Origin of the sequence: Falsirhodobacter deserti, from assembly GCF_004015795.1 — a bacterium.
Classification (GTDB): Bacteria; Pseudomonadota; Alphaproteobacteria; order Rhodobacterales; family Rhodobacteraceae; genus Falsirhodobacter; species Falsirhodobacter deserti.
In genome coordinates, this window is record NZ_ML137221.1 from 64,584 (window position 1) to 82,731 (window position 18,148).

General features: G+C 63.8%; 15 protein-coding genes. 13 read left to right on the forward strand and 2 right to left on the reverse strand.

The window, feature by feature from the left end:
• Positions 1 to 16 precede the first annotated feature (16 nt).
• The 3 genes from JX25_RS13820 (at position 17) to JX25_RS13830 (ending at position 5,176) form a co-directional block, all read left to right on the forward strand.
• The gene (locus tag JX25_RS13820; RefSeq protein ID WP_241557984.1) at positions 17 to 2,050 is read left to right on the forward strand and encodes an oxidoreductase; all 2,034 of its coding nucleotides are present in this window, start codon (positions 17 to 19) and stop codon (positions 2,048 to 2,050) included.
• Between the two features lie 16 nt (positions 2,051 to 2,066).
• On the forward strand, positions 2,067 to 3,671 hold the full coding sequence (locus tag JX25_RS13825) for an ABC transporter substrate-binding protein (RefSeq protein WP_128255692.1): 1,605 nt from the start codon (positions 2,067 to 2,069) through the stop codon (positions 3,669 to 3,671).
• A gap of 509 nt (positions 3,672 to 4,180) precedes the next feature.
• Positions 4,181 to 5,176: a Gfo/Idh/MocA family protein gene (locus JX25_RS13830; protein WP_128255693.1), complete on the forward strand. Its 996-nt coding sequence runs from the start codon at positions 4,181 to 4,183 to the stop codon at positions 5,174 to 5,176.
• A 94-nt stretch (positions 5,177 to 5,270) separates the two neighbouring features.
• Here the strand turns inward: JX25_RS13830 and JX25_RS13835 are convergent, their stop codons facing one another.
• Complete coding sequence (locus JX25_RS13835) at positions 5,271 to 6,191, reverse strand: 2-dehydro-3-deoxygalactonokinase (protein ID WP_128255694.1); 921 nt, start codon at positions 6,189 to 6,191, stop codon at positions 5,271 to 5,273.
• Positions 6,192 to 6,299: 108 nt separating this feature from the next.
• Here JX25_RS13835 and JX25_RS13840 point away from each other — a divergent pair, with 108 nt between their 5' ends.
• From JX25_RS13840 to JX25_RS15430, 10 genes are all read left to right on the forward strand, one after another.
• Positions 6,300 to 7,205, forward strand: coding sequence for a dihydrodipicolinate synthase family protein (locus tag JX25_RS13840; RefSeq protein WP_128255695.1), 906 nt, complete (start codon positions 6,300 to 6,302; stop codon positions 7,203 to 7,205).
• A complete protein-coding gene (locus tag JX25_RS13845) occupies positions 7,202 to 8,368 on the forward strand; it encodes a mandelate racemase/muconate lactonizing enzyme family protein (RefSeq protein ID WP_128255696.1) in 1,167 nt (388 codons plus the stop codon). The genes JX25_RS13840 and JX25_RS13845 overlap by 4 nt, the downstream gene beginning before the upstream one ends.
• Positions 8,369 to 8,417: 49 nt before the next feature.
• Entirely contained in the window at positions 8,418 to 9,656 is a 1,239-nt protein-coding gene (locus JX25_RS13850) for an ABC transporter substrate-binding protein (RefSeq protein WP_241557985.1), read from the forward strand.
• A gap of 11 nt (positions 9,657 to 9,667) precedes the next feature.
• Positions 9,668 to 10,594 (forward strand): carbohydrate ABC transporter permease, encoded by a 927-nt coding sequence (locus tag JX25_RS13855; RefSeq protein ID WP_128255698.1) that lies wholly within the window; start codon positions 9,668 to 9,670, stop codon positions 10,592 to 10,594.
• A gap of 9 nt (positions 10,595 to 10,603) precedes the next feature.
• Complete coding sequence (locus JX25_RS13860; protein ID WP_128255699.1) at positions 10,604 to 11,434, forward strand: carbohydrate ABC transporter permease; 831 nt, start codon at positions 10,604 to 10,606, stop codon at positions 11,432 to 11,434.
• Position 11,435: 1 nt separating this feature from the next.
• Complete coding sequence (locus JX25_RS13865; protein ID WP_128255700.1) at positions 11,436 to 12,512, forward strand: ABC transporter ATP-binding protein; 1,077 nt, start codon at positions 11,436 to 11,438, stop codon at positions 12,510 to 12,512.
• Positions 12,509 to 13,462 (forward strand): NAD-dependent epimerase/dehydratase family protein, encoded by a 954-nt coding sequence (locus tag JX25_RS13870; protein WP_128255701.1) that lies wholly within the window; start codon positions 12,509 to 12,511, stop codon positions 13,460 to 13,462. Before JX25_RS13865 ends, JX25_RS13870 begins: the two co-directional genes overlap by 4 nt.
• The gene (locus JX25_RS13875; RefSeq protein ID WP_241557986.1) at positions 13,429 to 15,129 is read left to right on the forward strand and encodes an SMP-30/gluconolactonase/LRE family protein; all 1,701 of its coding nucleotides are present in this window, start codon (positions 13,429 to 13,431) and stop codon (positions 15,127 to 15,129) included. The genes JX25_RS13870 and JX25_RS13875 overlap by 34 nt, the downstream gene beginning before the upstream one ends.
• Entirely contained in the window at positions 15,126 to 15,887 is a 762-nt protein-coding gene (locus JX25_RS13880; protein WP_128255703.1) for an SDR family NAD(P)-dependent oxidoreductase, read from the forward strand. The genes JX25_RS13875 and JX25_RS13880 overlap by 4 nt, the downstream gene beginning before the upstream one ends.
• A 322-nt stretch (positions 15,888 to 16,209) precedes the next feature.
• Positions 16,210 to 16,536: an aldose epimerase family protein gene (locus JX25_RS15430; RefSeq protein WP_128255704.1), complete on the forward strand. Its 327-nt coding sequence runs from the start codon at positions 16,210 to 16,212 to the stop codon at positions 16,534 to 16,536.
• 646 nt (positions 16,537 to 17,182) lie between these two features.
• On the opposite strand, the gene JX25_RS13890 is transcribed toward JX25_RS15430, so the two are convergent.
• Entirely contained in the window at positions 17,183 to 18,085 is a 903-nt protein-coding gene (locus tag JX25_RS13890) for a LysR family transcriptional regulator (RefSeq protein ID WP_128255705.1), read from the reverse strand.
• Positions 18,086 to 18,148 lie beyond the last annotated feature (63 nt).

The window sequence follows — 18,148 nt, forward strand, 5'->3', positions numbered from 1 at the left end:
AGGAGCCAGCCCAGCCATGCAGATGACTGCCCCCCCGTCCCTTACCGCCGACCCGCTGCTGCAGCCTTTCCGCCTGCGCGGGCTGACGCTGCGGAACCGCGTGGTCAGCACCAGCCATGCTTCCATGCTTGATGATGGGGGGATACCGCTGGACCGCTATCAGGCCTATCACGAGGAAAAGGCCAAGGGCGGGCTGGCGCTGACGATGATCGGCGGCTCGGCCATGGTCTCGCGCGATGCCAGCTGGGGTGCGGGGCAGCTCAACCTAACGGGCGATACCGTGATCCCGCATCTGACGCGGCTGGCCGAACGGGTGCACGGACATGGTGCGGCGGTGATGTGCCAGATTTCGCACCTTGGTCGGCGGGCGACGGCGCTTGGCTCGGGCTGGCTGCCTGCGATCGCGCCCTCGCGCATCCGCGAGACCCGGACCCGCAGCTTCCCGCGCGAGATGGACCGCGCAGACATTGACCGCGTGATCGCCGACTTCGCCGCAGCCGCCTTGCGCTGCAAAGAGGCCGGGCTGGACGGGGTGGAGACGATCACCGGCGGGCATCTGATGGGCCAGTTCCTGTCGCCCCGCACCAATCACCGCACCGACGGCTTCGGCGGCAGCGCCAGGAACCGTGCCCGCTTCGTGCTGATGGCGCATGAAGCGATCCGCCGCGCGGTGGGCGACGATTTCGTCGTCGGCATCCGCTATGTCGTGGATGAAGCGGGAGAGGACGGCCTGCATCCCGACGACTGTATCGAGATCGCGAAGCTGCTGGAAGCCGAGGGGCATATCGACCTGTTCAACTGCATCTATGGCCGGATGGACAGCGACCTGCTGCTGACCGAGCACAACATGCCGGGGATGTTCCAGAAAAGTGCCCCGTTCCTGCCCGAGGTTCTGGCCTTCCGCGCCGAGATCGGCCTGCCGATCATGCATGCGGCGGGCATCCGGGATGTGGCCACGGCCCGTCACGTGGTTCGCGAAGGGGTGGCTGATCTGGTCGGCATGACCCGCGCACATATCGCAGACCCTCAGATCGTCAATCGCATCGCCGCCGGTGAGGAGGAGCGCATCCGCCCCTGTGTCGGCGCGTCCTATTGCCTTTATCGTAAAGCCCATTGCATCCATAACCCCGCCACCACGCGCGAAACGACGCTGACCCACGACATCCCGCGCACGGACACGCCGCAACATGCCGTCGTGGTCGGCGGCGGCCCTGCCGGGATGGAGGCGGCGCGGGTGCTGGCCGAACGCGGCCACCGCGTCACGCTGATGGAGGCCGGCCCTCGCCTTGGCGGTCAGGTGTTGGTGGCCGCCAGCGCACCGGGGCGGCAGGATCTGCTGGGCGTCACCGAATGGCGCGCCGCGGAACTGGAACGGCTGGGCGTGAAGATCCTCCTTGATACCTATGCCGAGGCGCAGGACATCTTCGCCGAGCGCCCGCAGATCGTGATCACCGCCACCGGTGGCATCCCCGATCTGGACTGGCTGGACGGGGGGGAGCATTGCACCTCGGTCTGGGACATCCTGACCGGCAGCGTGCCCATGCAGGACGACGTGCTTATCTATGACGGCACAGGGCGGCAGGCCGCGCCCTCTGCCGCGCTGAAGCTGGCGGGGCGCAAGGTCGTGTTCGTGACGCCCGACGCCGTTCCGGCGGTGGAGATGCCCTATCAGGACGCCACCAGCTTCCGCAAACGCCTGTACCAGAACGGCATCGGGACGCTGACTGATCATACGCTGGTCCGCGTCACCCGCGGCGGCAGCCGACTGACCGCCATTTTGCGGAACGAGATGACCGGAGAGGAGCGCCGGATCGACGCAGCACAGGTCGTCGTCGAACATGGCACACTGCCGATGGAGGAGCTGTTCCTCGACCTGCGCACTGCCTCAGTCAATGACGGCATCACCGACATCGATCGCCTGCTGGCCAACGCGCCGCAACCGCCCGTTCGATCCAATGGCTTCGTGCTTTACCGGATCGGCGACGCCTCGGCGAGCCGCGACCTGCATGCCTCCATCCTCGATGCCTACCGCCTTTGCCGCCAATTATGAGAACAGGGAGACGACCATGACCGAGATCACCAACTGGACGGCCCGCGACGCCGCCCGCGTGGAAGACGCAATCCGCCGCGGGGCCAGCCGCCGCGACCTGTTGCGCATGTTCATGGCGGGGGGCATCGGCCTTGCCGCAGGCGGCACCCTTCTGGGCCGTGCCACGGCGGCGCTGGCGCAAGCGCCTGTATCGGGCGGCCACCTTGTGGCAGCGGGATGGTCCTCATCCGTGATGGACACGCTGGATCCGGCGAAGGCCTCGCTATCCACCGACTATGTCCGCTGCTGCTCGCTCTACAGCCGCCTGACCGTGCTGGACGAGGCAGGGGCCGTGCAGATGGAACTGGCCGACACGATCGAGACAGCCGACGCCACCACATGGACCGTGACGCTGAAGCCGGGCGTCACCTTCCACGACGGCAAGACGCTGACGGCCGACGATGTTGTTTTCTCGCTGATGCGGCACCTTGACCCCGTGACGGCGTCCAAGGTCAATGCCATCGCCAACCAGATCAGTGCCGTGGTTGCGGAAAACCCGACGACCGTGAAGATCACCCTTGTCGCGCCGAACGCGGACCTTCCTACCATCCTTGCCATGCACCATTTCATGATTGTGCAGGCCGGCACCACCGACTTTTCCATGGGCATCGGCACCGGTGCCTTCACGCTGGATACATTCGAGCCGAGTGTGCGGTCGATCATGGCCCGCAACACTAACTACTTCAAAGGCCCCGTCCCGCTTGAGAGCTTCGAGTTCTTCGGGCTGGCCGACAACGGCGCGCGGGCGAATGCGCTTCTGGCGGGCAACATCCACATCGCCGCCAACTTGAAGCCCCAGCAGATGCGCCAGCTGGAGCGTCAGCAAAACGTCGTACTGGAACGCGCGACCGCCGGAAACTACACCGGGCTGAACATGCGGCTGGACATGGATCCGGGCCAGAAGGCGGGTTTCGTGCAGGGGATGAAGCTGCTGATCGACCGCGAGGCCATCCAGCGGTCCATCCTGCGCGGCATGTCGGAGCCGGGAAACGACCAGCCCGTCCCGCCCTCCAACCCCTACTACAACGCCGACCTGCCCGCCCCCGCCCATGATCCGGATCAGGCGAAGGCGCTGTTTGAAAAGGCGGGGCTGCTGGGCCAGGCGATCCCGCTGGTTTGTTCGGACGCGGCGGCGGGGTCGGCCGACATGGCCGCCGTGATGCAACAGGAAGGCGGCAAGATCGGAATGCGGTTCGATGTGCAGCAGGTGCCGGCCGACGGCTATTGGTCGAACTTCTGGCTGAAAGCCCCCGTGCATTTTGGCAACATCAACCCGCGGCCTACGCCGGATATCCTGTTCTCGCTGCTCTATGCCTCGGATGCGCCGTGGAACGAGAGCAAGTATTCCAGCCCGAAATTCGACGCAATGCTGGTGGAGGCGCGCGGCAGCCTTGACGAGGCCCGACGGAAGGAAATGTATGGCGAGATGCAAGCCATGATCTCGGCCGAGGCTGGGACCATCATCCCCGCCTTCATCGCCAATGTCGACGCGCTGTCGGACAAGGTGAAGGGGATGCGGAAAAGCCCCTTGGGCAACTTGATGGGCTTTGCCTTCGCCGAACACGTCTGGCTGGAGCCATAACCGCCTCCGCGGGCGGCTCCAAATGGGGCACCAAGTGGCGGTATCTTTCGGAAGATGCCGCTCACAAGAATCGACATTCATAAGCCCGGCATCGTAACATTCTGGCCAATGCCGTTTGCGGCGTTCGGCTCCTTCCCAATCAAGTGGTGGGGAGGTTTGTCGGAGTTGTTATCCGAGTAGGCGCAAGCAGAAGGGTGAAGTATGGAACCTGACAAGGATCATGAGGCCGGCACCGCTGCGGCTGGTGTCTTGTTTGGCGACGTGTTCGACCTCCTTTGTGCCGAACGCGCCTGCCGGCTCACCGAGGAAGGTTCGCGCGCAGGCGGCCGACCACGGGGCCTTACGCGCGGTGGCGATGCAACCGGAACCGCGCTGAACTGTAACGACGTGCTTGATCTTCAGCCAGAACGGATAGCATCCTTTGTTGGCACCTATAGCCACCCTTCAGCTCTCTCACCCGCGGGACGACCTTCGACCCGAGTTGCCTGCAGCGTCCCTGAGGTTGCGTCATGATCCGCTGGGGCATCCTGAGCACTGCGAAAATTGGCATGACGCGCGTCATTCCTGCTATACAAGCTGCAAAGGGCTGCCGGGTAGACGCCATTGCCTCGCGGGATGGTATCCGCGCGGCGCAGGCGGCAGAAAAGCTTGGCATATCGCGCCACCACGCCAGCTATGAGGCGTTATTGGCAGACCCCGCAATCGACGCCGTCTACAACCCGCTGCCCAATCATTTACACGTGCCGCTGACACTGCAGGCCTTGTCGGCCGGCAAGCATGTCCTATGCGAAAAACCATTGGCCCTGACAGCTGAGGACGCAGCGAAGATCGTCAAGGCCCAGGCCGAAACAGGCCTGGTCGTGGCCGAGGCTTTTATGACCCGCTATCATCCGCAATGGCTTCGCGCCCGTGAGATCGTTCGTTCGGGTGAGATCGGCGAACTTCGCGCGATCCATGTCCTGTTCAGCTACTTCAACAATGATCCAGCAAACGTCCGCAATCTGCCCGAGATAGGCGGCGGCGGTGTCTGGGACATCGGCTGCTATGCGATGAACGCTGCGCGCTGGTTCTTCGATGCGGAGCCGGAACGGGTTGCCTCCGTAATCGACCGGGATCCGAGCTTTAAAACCGACCGACTTACCAGCGGCCTCGCCGCGTTCCCGGAGGGACGACAGCTTAGCTTCACCGTATCAACCCAGGCCGCGCGGGCCCAGGACATGGTGCTGTTGGGTCAAAGGGGGCGGATCATCTTCGACATACCCTTCAACTGCCCTCCAGATCACGCTGCGCAACTTGTTATCGACAGCGGCAGGGGCCACCATGGCGAAGGCCGCAGGGTCGAAGCAGTGCCAGCCGCCGATCAATACAGGTTGCAAGCCGAGGCCTTCGTCCGTGCGATAAGCGGCGAAGCCCTTGCTACTCCCATCGACGACGCAGTAGGCAACGCCGCTGCGCTTTCGGCCCTGCTGCGTGCCGGCGAAAGCGGGTCCTGGGTGAAGCCCTGACTGACAGGCACGACCACATCCGGGTCTGCCGGTTCATGATCGGGGGCAGTCCGGATCCGGCATCGGCTCCGTGATGTATCCGGACTGAAGGGACTCAGTTTCCTCGATAAACCTGCCGGCTCGCTTCAAGGATGGCGCGAGCACCCTCGACAGCTTCATCGCGTTCAGGCGTGGTGGCGTGCAGTTGATATGCATCGGCCGCAATGGCATACAGCGCGTTCAGACCGTCATTCCCCACAATGACAGCGTGATCGCCCGGGGAGAACCAACCTGCCTCCCTTGCCTGCCGAAATTCCTGCCCGATCACAAGGCCGGAAACGTAGCTTCGAATCTCCTCCGCCGAAAGGCGTCCGGCCAGCACGCCAGTTCGGGCGGCGAACAAAAGTGACAACATCGCACCCGATGCGGCAGCGTCGGCCAGTCCGCGGCGGAACGCCAGCGGATCATCCACAGGGGGCGTTGCCGCGCCACGGGCCACAAACGAATGGTTTATCAGCAAGGCGAACATCTCGCCCGTAATAAAGGTCTGGAACCTGATGATGCGCCGCCCCTCCACGCGCGCCCATTTGCTGTGGGTGCCCGGCAAGATCACGGTTGCGTCCTCTCCCAGACCGTGGCCAACGATCTGCGTCTCCTCTCCGCGCATCACGTCGGGAAACGGCTCGAGTTTCTGATCCGTCAGGCCGGGAAGGAACACGATCTCGGCCCCGTTCGAAAGGCTGCGCCGGATCGTGCCCCGGGCAAGATCCGCGACACCTGCGGGGCAAGAAACATAGGGCACCTCCACCCATCCGTTGCGGCTGGTGATCATTCCCATCGCCACAACAGGCACAGGGCCGTGCGCGGTGAACCAGCCAGATAATGCTGCCATCAGAACACCCTCATGTTCTCCGGCTTTCAGCGTCGAAATCCCTTGCGCGGTTTCCAGTTGATCAAGCCGCGCACCGTCGCCTCCTACCAGTGTGGCTCTCAGCGATGTGGTGCCCCAGTCGATCACGATTGCCTTGTCGGTCATCTGCGCTCCTCCCTCGACAGATAAGTCTTGTCATAAGCACGTCAGGGTTGTAGTGTCAACTTGCGCGACAGAAGTATCGCATTGTGGCACCTTGGGAGGGGTAGCAAAATGATCGATAAGCTGCGAGGCATTTGCCCCGTCCTGCCGACACCATTCAAAAGTGACGGAGGGGTGGATGTGAACGCGCTGTCGGCGCTCGTTCAGTTCGCCTTGGACGCAGGCGTCGACGGCCTTGTATTTCCCGGCTTTGCCAGCGAGGTGGAGATGCTGTCTGAAGACGAGCGGGCCCGCCTGCTGGAGGTGGTGATCCGCACGGCAGATGGTCGCGCACCCGTGATTGCCGGTGCCAGCGCCCCTGATTGGGAGGAGGTCGTCCGGCACGGGCGCACTGCCGCCGCATTGGGTGTGCGCCACCTTATGGTGCAACCGCCCAAATCCGTCGGTACCGCTGCGGACGGGCTGATTGCGTTCCTTGGCCACATCCTTGATGCGCTGCCCGGGTTGGAGATCATCCTGCAGAATGCACCTGCCCCGCGCGGATCGGACCTGTCGCCACAAGCCATCGTGCAGATCCTGCACGCCCTGCCCCGCATCGCCTATGTCAAGGAGGAGACGCTGCCCGCGGGTCCTGCGATCAGCCACATCCTCGCCCATGCCCCTGCCTCGCTGAAGGGTGTGATCGGCGGTGGCGGGGCACGGTATATTCTTGACGAATACGCCCGTGGCGCAACCGCCGCCATGCCGGCGCTGGAGATTGTCGATGCGCATGTAGCCCTTGACCGCGCATGGCGAGAGGGGCGGACGCAGGACGCGCGCGACATCTATGTCCGCACCCTGCCCCTGCTGGCGCTGCAGGCTGTATACCGTATGCGCCTGACCAAGCATGTCCTGATGCGGCGCGGTGTTCTGGCAAACAGCATCGTCCGCGCACCGACGCCGGAACCCGATGCCATGGCAATCGCCGATATCGACGCCAACCTGGCAGCCCTCGGCCTGATGACGGAGGCCGCATGACCAGCCCCGTCGCCACTGTCGAAGTGTTCACCCTGACCCAGCCGCGCCAGACCCCCTACCTTGGTGCGCTGCGCCCGGGAGAGGCGGTGAATCCCAATGGCTACATCGTCAGGCAGCGCAACCGCACCGTTTATCCCACCTTCGACCGCAGCGTACTGGTCCGCCTGACGACGCAGGCCGGAACCGTCGGCTGGGGAGAAACCTATGGCATCGTCGCCCCCGGCGCGGTGGCCGCCATCATCAATGACCTGCTGGCGGGCTTCGTGATCGGGCGCGTGGCCACGGACCCTGCCGCGATCTATGACGACCTGTATGACCTGATGCGCGTGCGCGGCTATACCGGCGGGTTCTATGTCGATGCGCTTGCCGCGCTGGACATCGCGTTGTGGGACATCGCCGGACATGAGGCGGGGCGGTCGGTGCGCGATCTTCTGGGCGGGGGCACGGATAGGATTCCCGCCTACGTCTCCGGCCTGCCGGAAAAGACGATGGCCGCTCGAGCGGATCTTGCCCGCCACTGGCAGGACCGTGGCTTTTCCGCCTTCAAGTTCGCCACTCCCGTCGCCGATGACGGTCCGGCGGCCGAGATGGACAGCCTGCGCGGCGCACTTGGCCCCGCTGCAAAAATCGCCGCCGACATGCACTGGAACCAGACGGCGGACGAAGCCCTGGCGCTGATTGCCGCCATGGCTCCCTTCGATCCCTGGTTCGCCGAAGCGCCCGTCTATACCGAGGATATCGCGGGACTGGAGGCCGTCACCCACCGCACCGACATTCCCATCGCCGTGGGCGAGGAATGGCGCACCCCCTGGGACATGCGCATGCGGATCGATCGCTGCCGCATCGCCATCGTGCAGCCCGAAATGGGCCACAAGGGCATTACCAACGTCACCCGCATCGGGGCATTGGCCGCCGACAAGGGGATCGACGTGATCCCCCATGCAACGGTGGGCGCGGGAATATTCCTTGCCGCCAGCCTTCAGGCAGCCTCTACCTTACCCACGCTGAAGGGGCATGAGTTCCAGCATTCGATCTTCGAGCCGAACCGGCAGCTTCTGCAGGGGAACATGGATTGCCGGGAAGGGCAGTATCATCTGCCCGACGGCCCCGGCCTTGGCGTCGCCCCATCCGATGAGGCGCTGCGACGGCTTCAACCAATCTGATCACGTCTTTTGGGAGGAGGACACGATGAGAAGGCTATACGGGAGACTTATGGCAGGCGCGGCCCTGTCCGCATTGTTGCTGGCGGGCGCGGCGCAGGCGGATACGAGGCTGAAATTCATTTCGTGGCAAACCGATGACGGTGGCACGGGCGAATGGTGGCAATCGGCCATCGACGCGTTCGAAGCCTCCCATCCCGGCGTCACGATCGAATTCACGAAGGCCGATCGCAGCACCTATGCCGATACGATGACCACCCTGTTCGCGGCGGGCGATCCGCCGCAGATCGTGCATCTGGCGTCATTCGAATTCCAGATGTTCGGTGACAGCGGCTGGCTGGAACCGCTGGACCCGTGGATCGAGAAGTCCGGCATCGACATGACAGGATGGGCGGGCCAGAAAACCTGCCAGATGAACGGCGAAACCGTCTGCATCATGATGAACTACTTCGGGTACATCATGGCGTATAACCGGAAGATCCTGACAGAGGCCGGACTGGAACCCCCGACCGACTGGGACAGCTATCTTGCTGTCGCGCGGGCCACGACCAAGGATCTGAACGGCGACGGGATCATGGACCAGTTCGGCACCGGCCACGAAACGCGTGGCGGTGCGGGACAGTATCTGACCGAGATGCTGAACTACATCCTGGATGCGGGCGCCTATTGGACCGACGCTGAAGGGAACGTGACCATCGACACGCCCGAGATGATCGAGGGCCTTACCCGCTGGAAAACCGTCATCGACGAAAAGCTGACGCCGATCGACATGGCTGCCAGCGAGGTTCGTAAGCTGTTCGCTGACGGAAAGATGGCGCTGAAGCTGGACGGCCCGTGGCTGTACGGCACAACCGAGCGGGGAATAGCGAAGGACGACATCGTTTATGCCGCCCCGCCCTTCCATCCGCCGGTGGGTGGATCGTCAAATGTGCTGGCGATGCCCGCGGACATACCGGAAGATGAAAAGGCGCTGGTCTGGGATTTCATCACCCTGACCATGTCGCCGGAGTTTCAGCGCACCTATGCAACCCTTGGCGGCAATACGCCCCCCAGCCCCACCGCCGACGTTTCGGGCGTGGAGGAGACCATCCCGCATTTCCCGCTGTTGCAGCAGACCATGACCGAGGCCGCCGAGGCGGGCGTGGACCGCATTCCGACAGGGCTGGACCTTTATTATAACGAGTTCAGCAAGATGATCATGGAAGAAACGCAGCGGATGCTGATCCAGGGTCTCGCCCCGGCCGAGGTCGTCAAGACCATGCAGGCCAAGGCCGAGGACCTTCAGGGCTGAAAGGCAGGGCGATGACCCACATTCCGACACGTCGGCGGCGCAGGATCTTCGATCTGGCGCGGCCCAGCCGGCAGCACATTCTGGGCTATATCCTTATCGCGCCAGCCGTTATCATGGTCGCGCTCATTATCCTGTGGCCGCTGATGCTGGCGCTGGACCTGTCTTTGCAAAGGGTGAAGATCCCGCGCCTCGGGACAGCGCGCAAGCCGTTCACACTGGATAATTACGAGTGGCTGTTCCAGTCGACCGAGTTCTGGATGGCCTGCTGGATCACCCTGAAACTGGTGATCGTGGTATCCATCTGCTGCCTTGTCGTTGGCATGGCGACGGCGCTTCTGGTCAACCAGAGGTTCCGGGGCCGCAGATTGGCACGCCTTGGCATGGCCTTGCCCTGGGCCGTGCCAGAGATCATCGCCGTGGTCATCTTTGCATGGATGTTCGACAGCTCGTTCGGGTTGTTCGGCTGGGTGGCTGTGAAGCTGGGCATCGCGGACCACATGATCCCGTGGGTGAGCAGCCCCGCCGCCGCCTTCTGGGCTGTCGCGATCACGATGGTCTGGAAGGGCTTTCCCTTCGTATCGATCATGGTGCTGGCCGGGCTGCAATCAATTCCATCAGACTATTACGCCGCGGCAAAGGTGGACGGGGCCGGCGCCCTTCAACGCTTTCGCTGGATCACCGTGCCCCTGCTGATGCCGGTGCTGGGGGTGACGATGGTGCTGACCACGCTGTGGGTGTTCCGCGATTTTTCCATCATCAAGGTTCTGACGCAGGGGGGGCCGCTCCGGAGCACGCAGACCCTGTCGATCATGACTTATGACCAGGCGTTCCAGTACCAGAACTATGGCCGTGCCGCCGCGGTGGGGATCGTGACGCTGGTTATCTGCATCATCGCAAGCGTCCTGATGCTGGGGCGCCGTGCCAAATCCATCTATTAGGGGGCGAGGATGACACGCACACCATTGCAGAGCCTGATCCTCTATGCCGTTGTGATCCTGACGCTGGGGCTGATCCTGTTCCCCGTCTACTGGCTTCTGGTCACGGCGCTGTCCACAACGGACAAGCTCTATGCCCTGCCGCCGAAGTTCTGGCCGGTGGACCCCCACTGGGACATCTTCGCCCGCGTGTGGGAGGCCAAGCCGATCCTGCAATGGCTGACGAACTCCCTGATCGCGGCGGTGGGGTCGGTCGCGCTGTCGATGCTGGTATCGGTCAGCGCAGGATATGCGCTGTCGCGCTATTCGATGCGCGGGGGGGCAGCGATGGGCATGTTCGTTCTGACCGCGAAGATGCTTCCCGCCACGCTGCTTGTCATCCCGCTCTTTTCCATCTTTGCCAAAGCCGGGATGATCGGCAGCCTTTGGACGCTGGTGATCGCCCATTCCACACTGATCATCCCCTTTGCGACATGGATGCTGAAGGGCTATTTCGACACCATCCCCAAGGAACTGGAACAGGCCGCGATGGTCGACGGATGCTCCCCCCTCGGCGCAATGGTGCGGGTGGTGCTGCCCATCGCCACGCCGGGGCTGGCGGCGACGGCGCTTTATGCCTTCGTGCTGTCCTGGGCCGACTATGCCTATGCCCGGACGTTCCTTGTGAACGCCCCCGACAACTGGACGGCCAACCTTGGCATCACCACGATGCAGGGCGAATACGTCACCTATTGGAACGACATCTCGGCGGCGGCGATCTTTGTCGCGATCCCGATCATCGTCATCTACCTTTTTCTTGAACGTTATCTGGTCGGCGGCCTGACCGCAGGCGCGGAGAAATAACATGGCCAACATATCCATCCGCAACGTGGAAAAATCCTACGGCGCGCTGAACGTACTGAAGCCCTTCTCGCTGGAGATCGAGGACGGGGAGTTTGTCGTCCTCGTCGGACCTTCCGGATGCGGCAAATCGACGATGCTGAAGATCCTTGCCGGCCTGGAACCCGCGTCGGGCGGGCAGATCCTGATCGGAGGAGAGGACGTCACCGACCTTGCCCCCGGCGACCGCGACATCGCGATGGTGTTTCAGAACTACGCGCTTTATCCGCATCTGACGGTGCGCCAGAACGTGGGCTTCGGACTGAGGATGCGCGGCATGGATAGTGCCGAGATCACGCGTCGCGTCAATGACGCGGCACAGGTGCTTGAGATCGGGCCCTATCTTGATCGCCGCCCCAAGGATTTGTCGGGCGGTCAGCGCCAGCGGGTTGCCCTTGGCCGCGCCATCGTCCGCCAGCCCCGCGCCTTCCTGATGGACGAGCCACTGTCGAACCTTGACGCCAAGCTTCGCGTCCATATGCGGGCCGAGATCGGCGCGCTGCACCAGCGCATCGGAACCACCACCGTCTATGTCACCCACGATCAGGTGGAAGCGATGACGATGGCAGACCGCGTGGTCATCATGCGCGGCGGCGAAATCCAGCAGATCGCCCCCCCCGAGGAGTTGTTCCAGCGCCCCGCCAACCTGTTCGTGGCCGGGTTCATCGGATCGCCGGGCATGAACATGGTCCGCGGCATGGCGTCGGGGGGGCGGCTTTCTGTTCTGGGACACGAGGTGGACCGCAGGGCCGGACGTGACGGCCCGGTGATCGTGGGTCTGCGGCCGGAGCATTTGCGAATTGGCGAAGGCCGCGCGCAATTTTCGGTGCGTCCGACGCTGGTCGAAAGCCTCGGCTCCGAGAAATACGTCTATTTCGACGCGGGCGCCCCCTACCGCACCGAAAGCGACAGCGAGCGGTCGAAGGGCCTGATCGCGCGCGTTGCCCATTCCGGTCCCATCGCGGCAGGCAGCGAACTGGTCCTGGGATATGATCCGGACGATCTGCACCTGTTTGACGCGCAGACGGGGTTGGCGCTGTGATCCTCGTGACCGGATCGGCGGGCCGCATCGGGCGCGCCGTCATGGCTGCGTTGCGCGCTCAGGGGCGCGAGGTGCGCGGCTTCGATCTGCACGCGGACGCGCCCGATATCGCCGGCGCGCTGGAGGACCGATCAGCCGTCATCGCCGCAATGGATCGCGTGACCGAGGTGCTGCATCTGGGTGCATTCATGTCATGGGCACCGCAGGACATCGACCGGATGTTTCGCGCCAACGTGGACGGCACACACCACCTGCTGGAAGCGGTGACGGATGTCCGTCGCTTCATCTTCGCCTCCTCGGGCGAGGTTTACCCCGAGAACCGCCCGAAATCACTGCCGGTGGACGAGGCTCACCCTCTGCAGCCAACAACACCCTATGGCCTGACGAAGTTGCTGGGCGAGGAGCTGGTGCGATTCCATCAGCGCGCGGGGCTGGAGACCGTGATCCTGCGGTTTTCCCACACGCAGGACGCAACGGAGCTTCTGGACGAGCGTAGCGTGTTTTCCGGGCCGCGCTTCTTCCTGCACCCCCGCATCCGCCAACAGGAAGCGTTGGGCAATGCTGCGACTGTCGCGGCCCTGCGCGCCGCCGATCCCGGCCATCCCGCGCATGTTCTGGCACGCAACGCAGCCGGCCGCCCCTATCGGATGCACATCACCGACACACGCGACATGGTGGCGGGCATCCTGCTGGCGCTGGATCACCCCGCCGCAGCAGGGCAAACCTTCAACCTTGGCGCGGACATGCCCGTGGATTTCGGCGATCTGCTGCCGCGCATGTCACAAGCAACGGGGCTGCCGCTTGTCACGGTCGATCTTCCCGGAGATGGCGTCTATTACGAAACCTCGAATGCGCGTATCCGCGACAAATTGGGATTCAGGACGGAATGGACGATCGACCGAATGCTGGAGGAGGCTTGTCTCGCACGGCGGCAGAGGGGGCTGATGTGAAGACGCCGGACGGGACAGCGGCGCTGTCCAAGGGGCTGACGCTGCTGAACACGGTGGCCGATGCGCCGGAGCCGCTGCGCTTCAATGACCTGCTGCGCGAATCCGGCCTGCCCAAGCCCACCTTTGCACGGATCCTGCGCACCCTGATCGCTTTCGGGCTGGTGCGTCAGGACGACGCCAGCGGCACCTATATGCTGGGGCGGCGCTTTCTGGAGCTGTCGCATTCCGTCTGGGACAGCTTCGATCTCGTTTCCGCCGCCCAGCCAGAGCTGGAGCGTCTGGCCGCTGAACTGGGCGAGACGGTCGCGCTTTGCCGACTTGACGGGGCGATGGTGCAGTATCTGGCCGAGCGGTCCGGCAGCGGCCTTGCTGTACGCGTAGAAACGGGCCGACGAGTCCCAATTCACTGCACCGCCGGCGGCAAGGCACTTCTGGCATTTCAGGACCCCGCACTTGGACGGGCGCTGATGGACCAGATCATTCTGGACCGGCACACCCCTTCCACCATAACTGCGCCCGAACCGCTGCTGGCCGACCTGACGCTGACCCGTGCGCGCGGCTATGCCCTGTCGTTTCAGGAAAACCTGCCGGACGTGAACTCGGTCGCAGCGCCGATCATCGGACGTGACGGCAGCCCGATCGGGGCACTTGTCGCGCTCGGCCCCTCCTCCCGCCTGGACAAGGGCAGCATCCACCCCGCAGGGCGCGAACTGATCGCCGCTGCCCGCCGGATCACCGGCGCCGAAGGGGCCATCGCCATCACCTCGCGCCCCCGCCCCCGCATGGCGAAGGGCCATCCGCTGCCGCAGGTGTCATGCGTGCTGCCCTGGGGGGCACAACTGGGTGAAAGCCCCGTCTGGCACGAGGGCCGGCTGTATTGGGTGGATATCCTGCATCCCGCCGTTCATGCCTTCGACCCCGCGACGGGCCGCAATGACACGTGCGAGACGGGAAAGCTGGTCAGCGCCGTCATTCCGGCGGGGGACCGCCTGTTCGTCGCCTCGCAGGACGGGATCGAAAGGTTGGATTTTGCGACCGGTACGCTGATTCCCTTCGCCAACCCCGAAGGCGGGCTGACCGGCAATCGCCTGAACGACGCCAAGCTGGGACCGGATGGTGCAATCTGGGTCGGGTCGATGCGGATCGACGCGACAAAGCCGACCGGCGGCCTTTACCGTGTGGACCGAAACGGGCAGACAGAACGGAAGGAAGGCGGAATTACCGTCGCCAACGGACTGGGGTGGAGGGCCGATGGGCGGGTGCTGTATTTTGTTGATACGGTGCCGGGCATCATCCACGCCTATGACTGCGACTCCGCCACCGGCGCCCTTGGCAAGCGGCGGGTCTTCGCCCGCGTGGAGCAGGATGCGGGACGTCCCGATGGCCTGACTGTTGATGCAGAGGGGGGCGTCTGGTGTGCGATCTGGGACGGGTGGTGCCTGCATCGTTATGATCCGGACGGGCGGCTGGATCGGGTCGTCGACTTGCCCGTTCCCCGCCCGACTAGTGTCGCCTTCGGCGGTGCCGATATGCGGACGCTGTTCGTCACCAGCGCCCGCACGCGCCTGCCCGCCACCACATTGGCTGAAACGCCGTTGTCGGGCGGTATCTTCGCCTTCACGCCCGACATCGGCGGCCCGCCCGCTTTCTCGGAGACCACGGCATGACACCGGCGAGCCTCTTCGGCCTGCGTGGCCGCACAGCGCTTGTCACGGGGTCCGGCAGAGGCATCGGCGCCGCCATCGCGAAGGGGCTGGCGGGCGCCGGGGCCCATGTGGTCCTGCACGATGTGGACACACGACATACGGATGCAGTGCGGGACTGCATCCTTGCGTCGGGCGGGCAGGCCATGCAGATATCTGGCGACCTGGCTTTGCCCGATGCGGGAGCCGACCTGATGCGGCGCGCCGGGGCTGTGGCCCCCATCGACATTCTCGTCATAAATGCCAGCGCACAGGTAAATGCCGAACTGGCCGACCTGACCGAAAGTGATCTGGACCTGCAACTGGCGGTAAACCTGCGTAGTACGCTTGGAATGTTGCAGGTGGCCCTTCCGGCGATGGCACAGCGCAACTGGGGGCGGGTCGTGTCCATCGGTTCGGTCAATCAGGCGCGGCCGAAGGCGGTGGTGACGGCCTATGCCGCAACAAAGGCCGCCCAGCATAACATCATACAAAGTCAGGCGCGCGAATATGCCCGCCACAACGTCCTGCTGAACACGCTCGCGCCGGGGCTGGTGGACACGGATCGCAATGCCGCCCGCCGCAATGCCGATCCTGAAGCATGGAACGCCTATACCCGCACGCTGAACTGGATGGGTCGCGCCGGCCGCCCCGAGGAGATGGTGGGGGCCGCGCTGTTCCTTGCCTCGGATGCGTGCAGTTTCATGACCGGCGAGACCATCTTCCTGACCGGAGGATTCTGATGTCTGCTATCCCATTTTCCGACCTGCCGCGCGCCCTAGCAGCAGTCCTTCGCGGCGTGACGCCCGACATGGTGAAGGCCCATGACCACACCTTCTGACAGCAGAACGCTTCATATCGCTGACGGCGGGCTGAGCGTTTCGGTTCCCCGCTGGGAGCCAAGGTGATGTCCATCCGCACCGGTAATGATGAATCGCTCTGGCAAGGCGATCCGATATGGTGATCCTTCCGGGCAGCGCTGCTGTTTCCGGTGATCGGCGTCAGCATCGACGGCAGGATGACGGTTGATGGCCGGTCATATCCGATGCCACCGCACGGCTTTGCATGTCAGGCACTGTTCACCCCCGTCACCACGACGTCGATTGCCTCAGGCTTGAACTGCAGGACAGCCCCGAAACACGTCGCAGCTTCGCCTTTCGCCTGACAGTCAAGTATCGCGTCGCCAGAGGCATGCTGCAGGTGGCGGCGACCCTTCGAAATGAGGATGAAAGACCCATGCCTTTCCAGATCGGCTTTCATCCGGCCCTTGCGCTTCCACTGGCTGGCGGTACGAGCACAGAACACACACTGACCCTCTTCCCGGATGCCGAACCGCCGATGCGCCGCCCTGCCGCCACCATGGAGGCGATCTCCCTCGGCCGCAGCGCCTGAGCCGACAGTCCTGCTAGGCCCTGCGACAAATGATGGGCGACCTTCTCGGCGCGAGCCTTGCCCTCCTCCTGCCAATCGATCCGGGCCATCCCCGGCATATGCGGGCGCCGTCCGCCTCCAGTTGGACATTGCGATCGTGGGCAAGGCTACTACGGCCGATAGCGATGCGACCTAAACATAGGTTTTTCTCACAGCCTCGGCTCCGATCGGCGATGCAGCCTTGGTTGCGCATGACGAAGTGGCGGATGGACATGCCTGACCGGAGGTTGGCCGGACATGCCGGCGAAACGCCTTCACCCGAAGCGCTGGCCGACCTGCGGCATCATCTGCGAGAGCGGTTTTTTACTACACCATGTCGCCTTCTACGCTTCGCCGGAAGTCGCATGGGCCATGGCACGAATCCCGTTCCTGATACGGCGGGGCGATCACGACATCTGCGACGGACGGGGCTCTTTTCGGCGCGATGCGACGTATTGGGCCATCGGGATGTTGGAGGGACGATGCACATGATACTCGTCAGGAAAACACGTGTACTTCCCAGGTTGATCGCACGCCGGCATGTTGGAAAACTTGCTGAGACAGGATGTGACGATGACTCGGCAAAGTGGTGCCAAGGCATCCTACTGACCGGTGCTGTTTCTGCAAGCTACCGACTGTCCTGAGTGCGGGGGCGTATGAACAAGTTCCCTTCATCGCGCACCATCGTGGTGAGCGACGTCAACACCGCCTGCACGCCGCGCGCACCGCGCAGGGTTTCATGCCATGCGGTCCAGTATGTGCGCGTCATGTGCAGGTGCGGCAGCACGGGTACCAGTTCGGCGCAGTCGGCCGCCATAAAGTCATGCAGCACCGCAATACCTGCGCCCGCGCGCACGGCTGCAAGTTGCCCGACCGCAGTCGCCACCTCGACCGCGGAGCGCCAATCGGGCAGGATCTCGCGGGCGTAAGTCAGTTCCGCGGTATAGATCAGATCTTCAACATACCCGACCAGTTGATGGGTGCGCAGGTCATCGGGGGTCTGGGGCATGCCACGTCTCGAAATATACGAGCGGCTGGCGTAGAGGCCGAGCGTATAATCCGTCAGCCGCCGCGTACGAAGTCGGCCCTTGGCAGGCTGGCCGATCATCACGGCAACATCTGCCTCGCGCTGTGACAAAGAAAAACTGCGGGGAACCGGAACCAGTTGCAAGTGCAGATCAGGATAGGCCTGTATGATCTGCTGCAGGCGGGGCGCGAGGAACGCGCTCCCGAAGCCGTCAGGCGCGCCGATGCGGATGGTGCCGGAAACCCCACTGCGGCCCTGCACTTCAGCCAGCGCGGCCAGCATCTCTGCCTCCATCCGTTCCGCGGTTTCGAAAAGGATACGGCCTTCGGTGGTCAGGGTGCAGCCGCGGGTGGACCGGTGCAACAGGCGCGTGCCCGTCGCCTCCTCCAACGCGGCGACACGGCGGCTCAGCATCGCTTGGCTTACAGCAAGGCGTCGAGCTGCCCCAAGCATTTGGCCCTCACGGGCGGCCGCAAGGAATACGCGGGCGTCATCCCAGTTCATATGGCCATTCCTGCATAACGGTTCACCAAACATGGCGATTTATATGCAGAATAATCCATTCCA

Bases quoted from the DNA above. Each gene is read 5' to 3' on its own strand.
- JX25_RS13835 (WP_128255694.1), bottom strand. From the start codon at position 6,191: ATGACCGACAAGGCAATCGTGATCGACTGGGGCACCACATCGCTGAGA.
- JX25_RS13840 (WP_128255695.1), top strand. From the start codon at position 6,300: ATGATCGATAAGCTGCGAGGCATTTGCCCCGTCCTGCCGACACCATTC.
- JX25_RS13860 (WP_128255699.1), top strand. From the start codon at position 10,604: ATGACACGCACACCATTGCAGAGCCTGATCCTCTATGCCGTTGTGATC.
- JX25_RS13825 (WP_128255692.1), top strand. From the start codon at position 2,067: ATGACCGAGATCACCAACTGGACGGCCCGCGACGCCGCCCGCGTGGAA.
- JX25_RS13820 (WP_241557984.1), top strand. From the start codon at position 17: ATGCAGATGACTGCCCCCCCGTCCCTTACCGCCGACCCGCTGCTGCAG.
- JX25_RS13855 (WP_128255698.1), top strand. From the start codon at position 9,668: ATGACCCACATTCCGACACGTCGGCGGCGCAGGATCTTCGATCTGGCG.
- JX25_RS13880 (WP_128255703.1), top strand. From the start codon at position 15,126: ATGACACCGGCGAGCCTCTTCGGCCTGCGTGGCCGCACAGCGCTTGTC.
- JX25_RS13865 (WP_128255700.1), top strand. From the start codon at position 11,436: ATGGCCAACATATCCATCCGCAACGTGGAAAAATCCTACGGCGCGCTG.
- JX25_RS13830 (WP_128255693.1), top strand. From the start codon at position 4,181: ATGATCCGCTGGGGCATCCTGAGCACTGCGAAAATTGGCATGACGCGC.
- JX25_RS13845 (WP_128255696.1), top strand. From the start codon at position 7,202: ATGACCAGCCCCGTCGCCACTGTCGAAGTGTTCACCCTGACCCAGCCG.
- JX25_RS13890 (WP_128255705.1), bottom strand. From the start codon at position 18,085: ATGAACTGGGATGACGCCCGCGTATTCCTTGCGGCCGCCCGTGAGGGC.
- JX25_RS13850 (WP_241557985.1), top strand. From the start codon at position 8,418: ATGGCAGGCGCGGCCCTGTCCGCATTGTTGCTGGCGGGCGCGGCGCAG.
- JX25_RS15430 (WP_128255704.1), top strand. From the start codon at position 16,210: ATGTCAGGCACTGTTCACCCCCGTCACCACGACGTCGATTGCCTCAGG.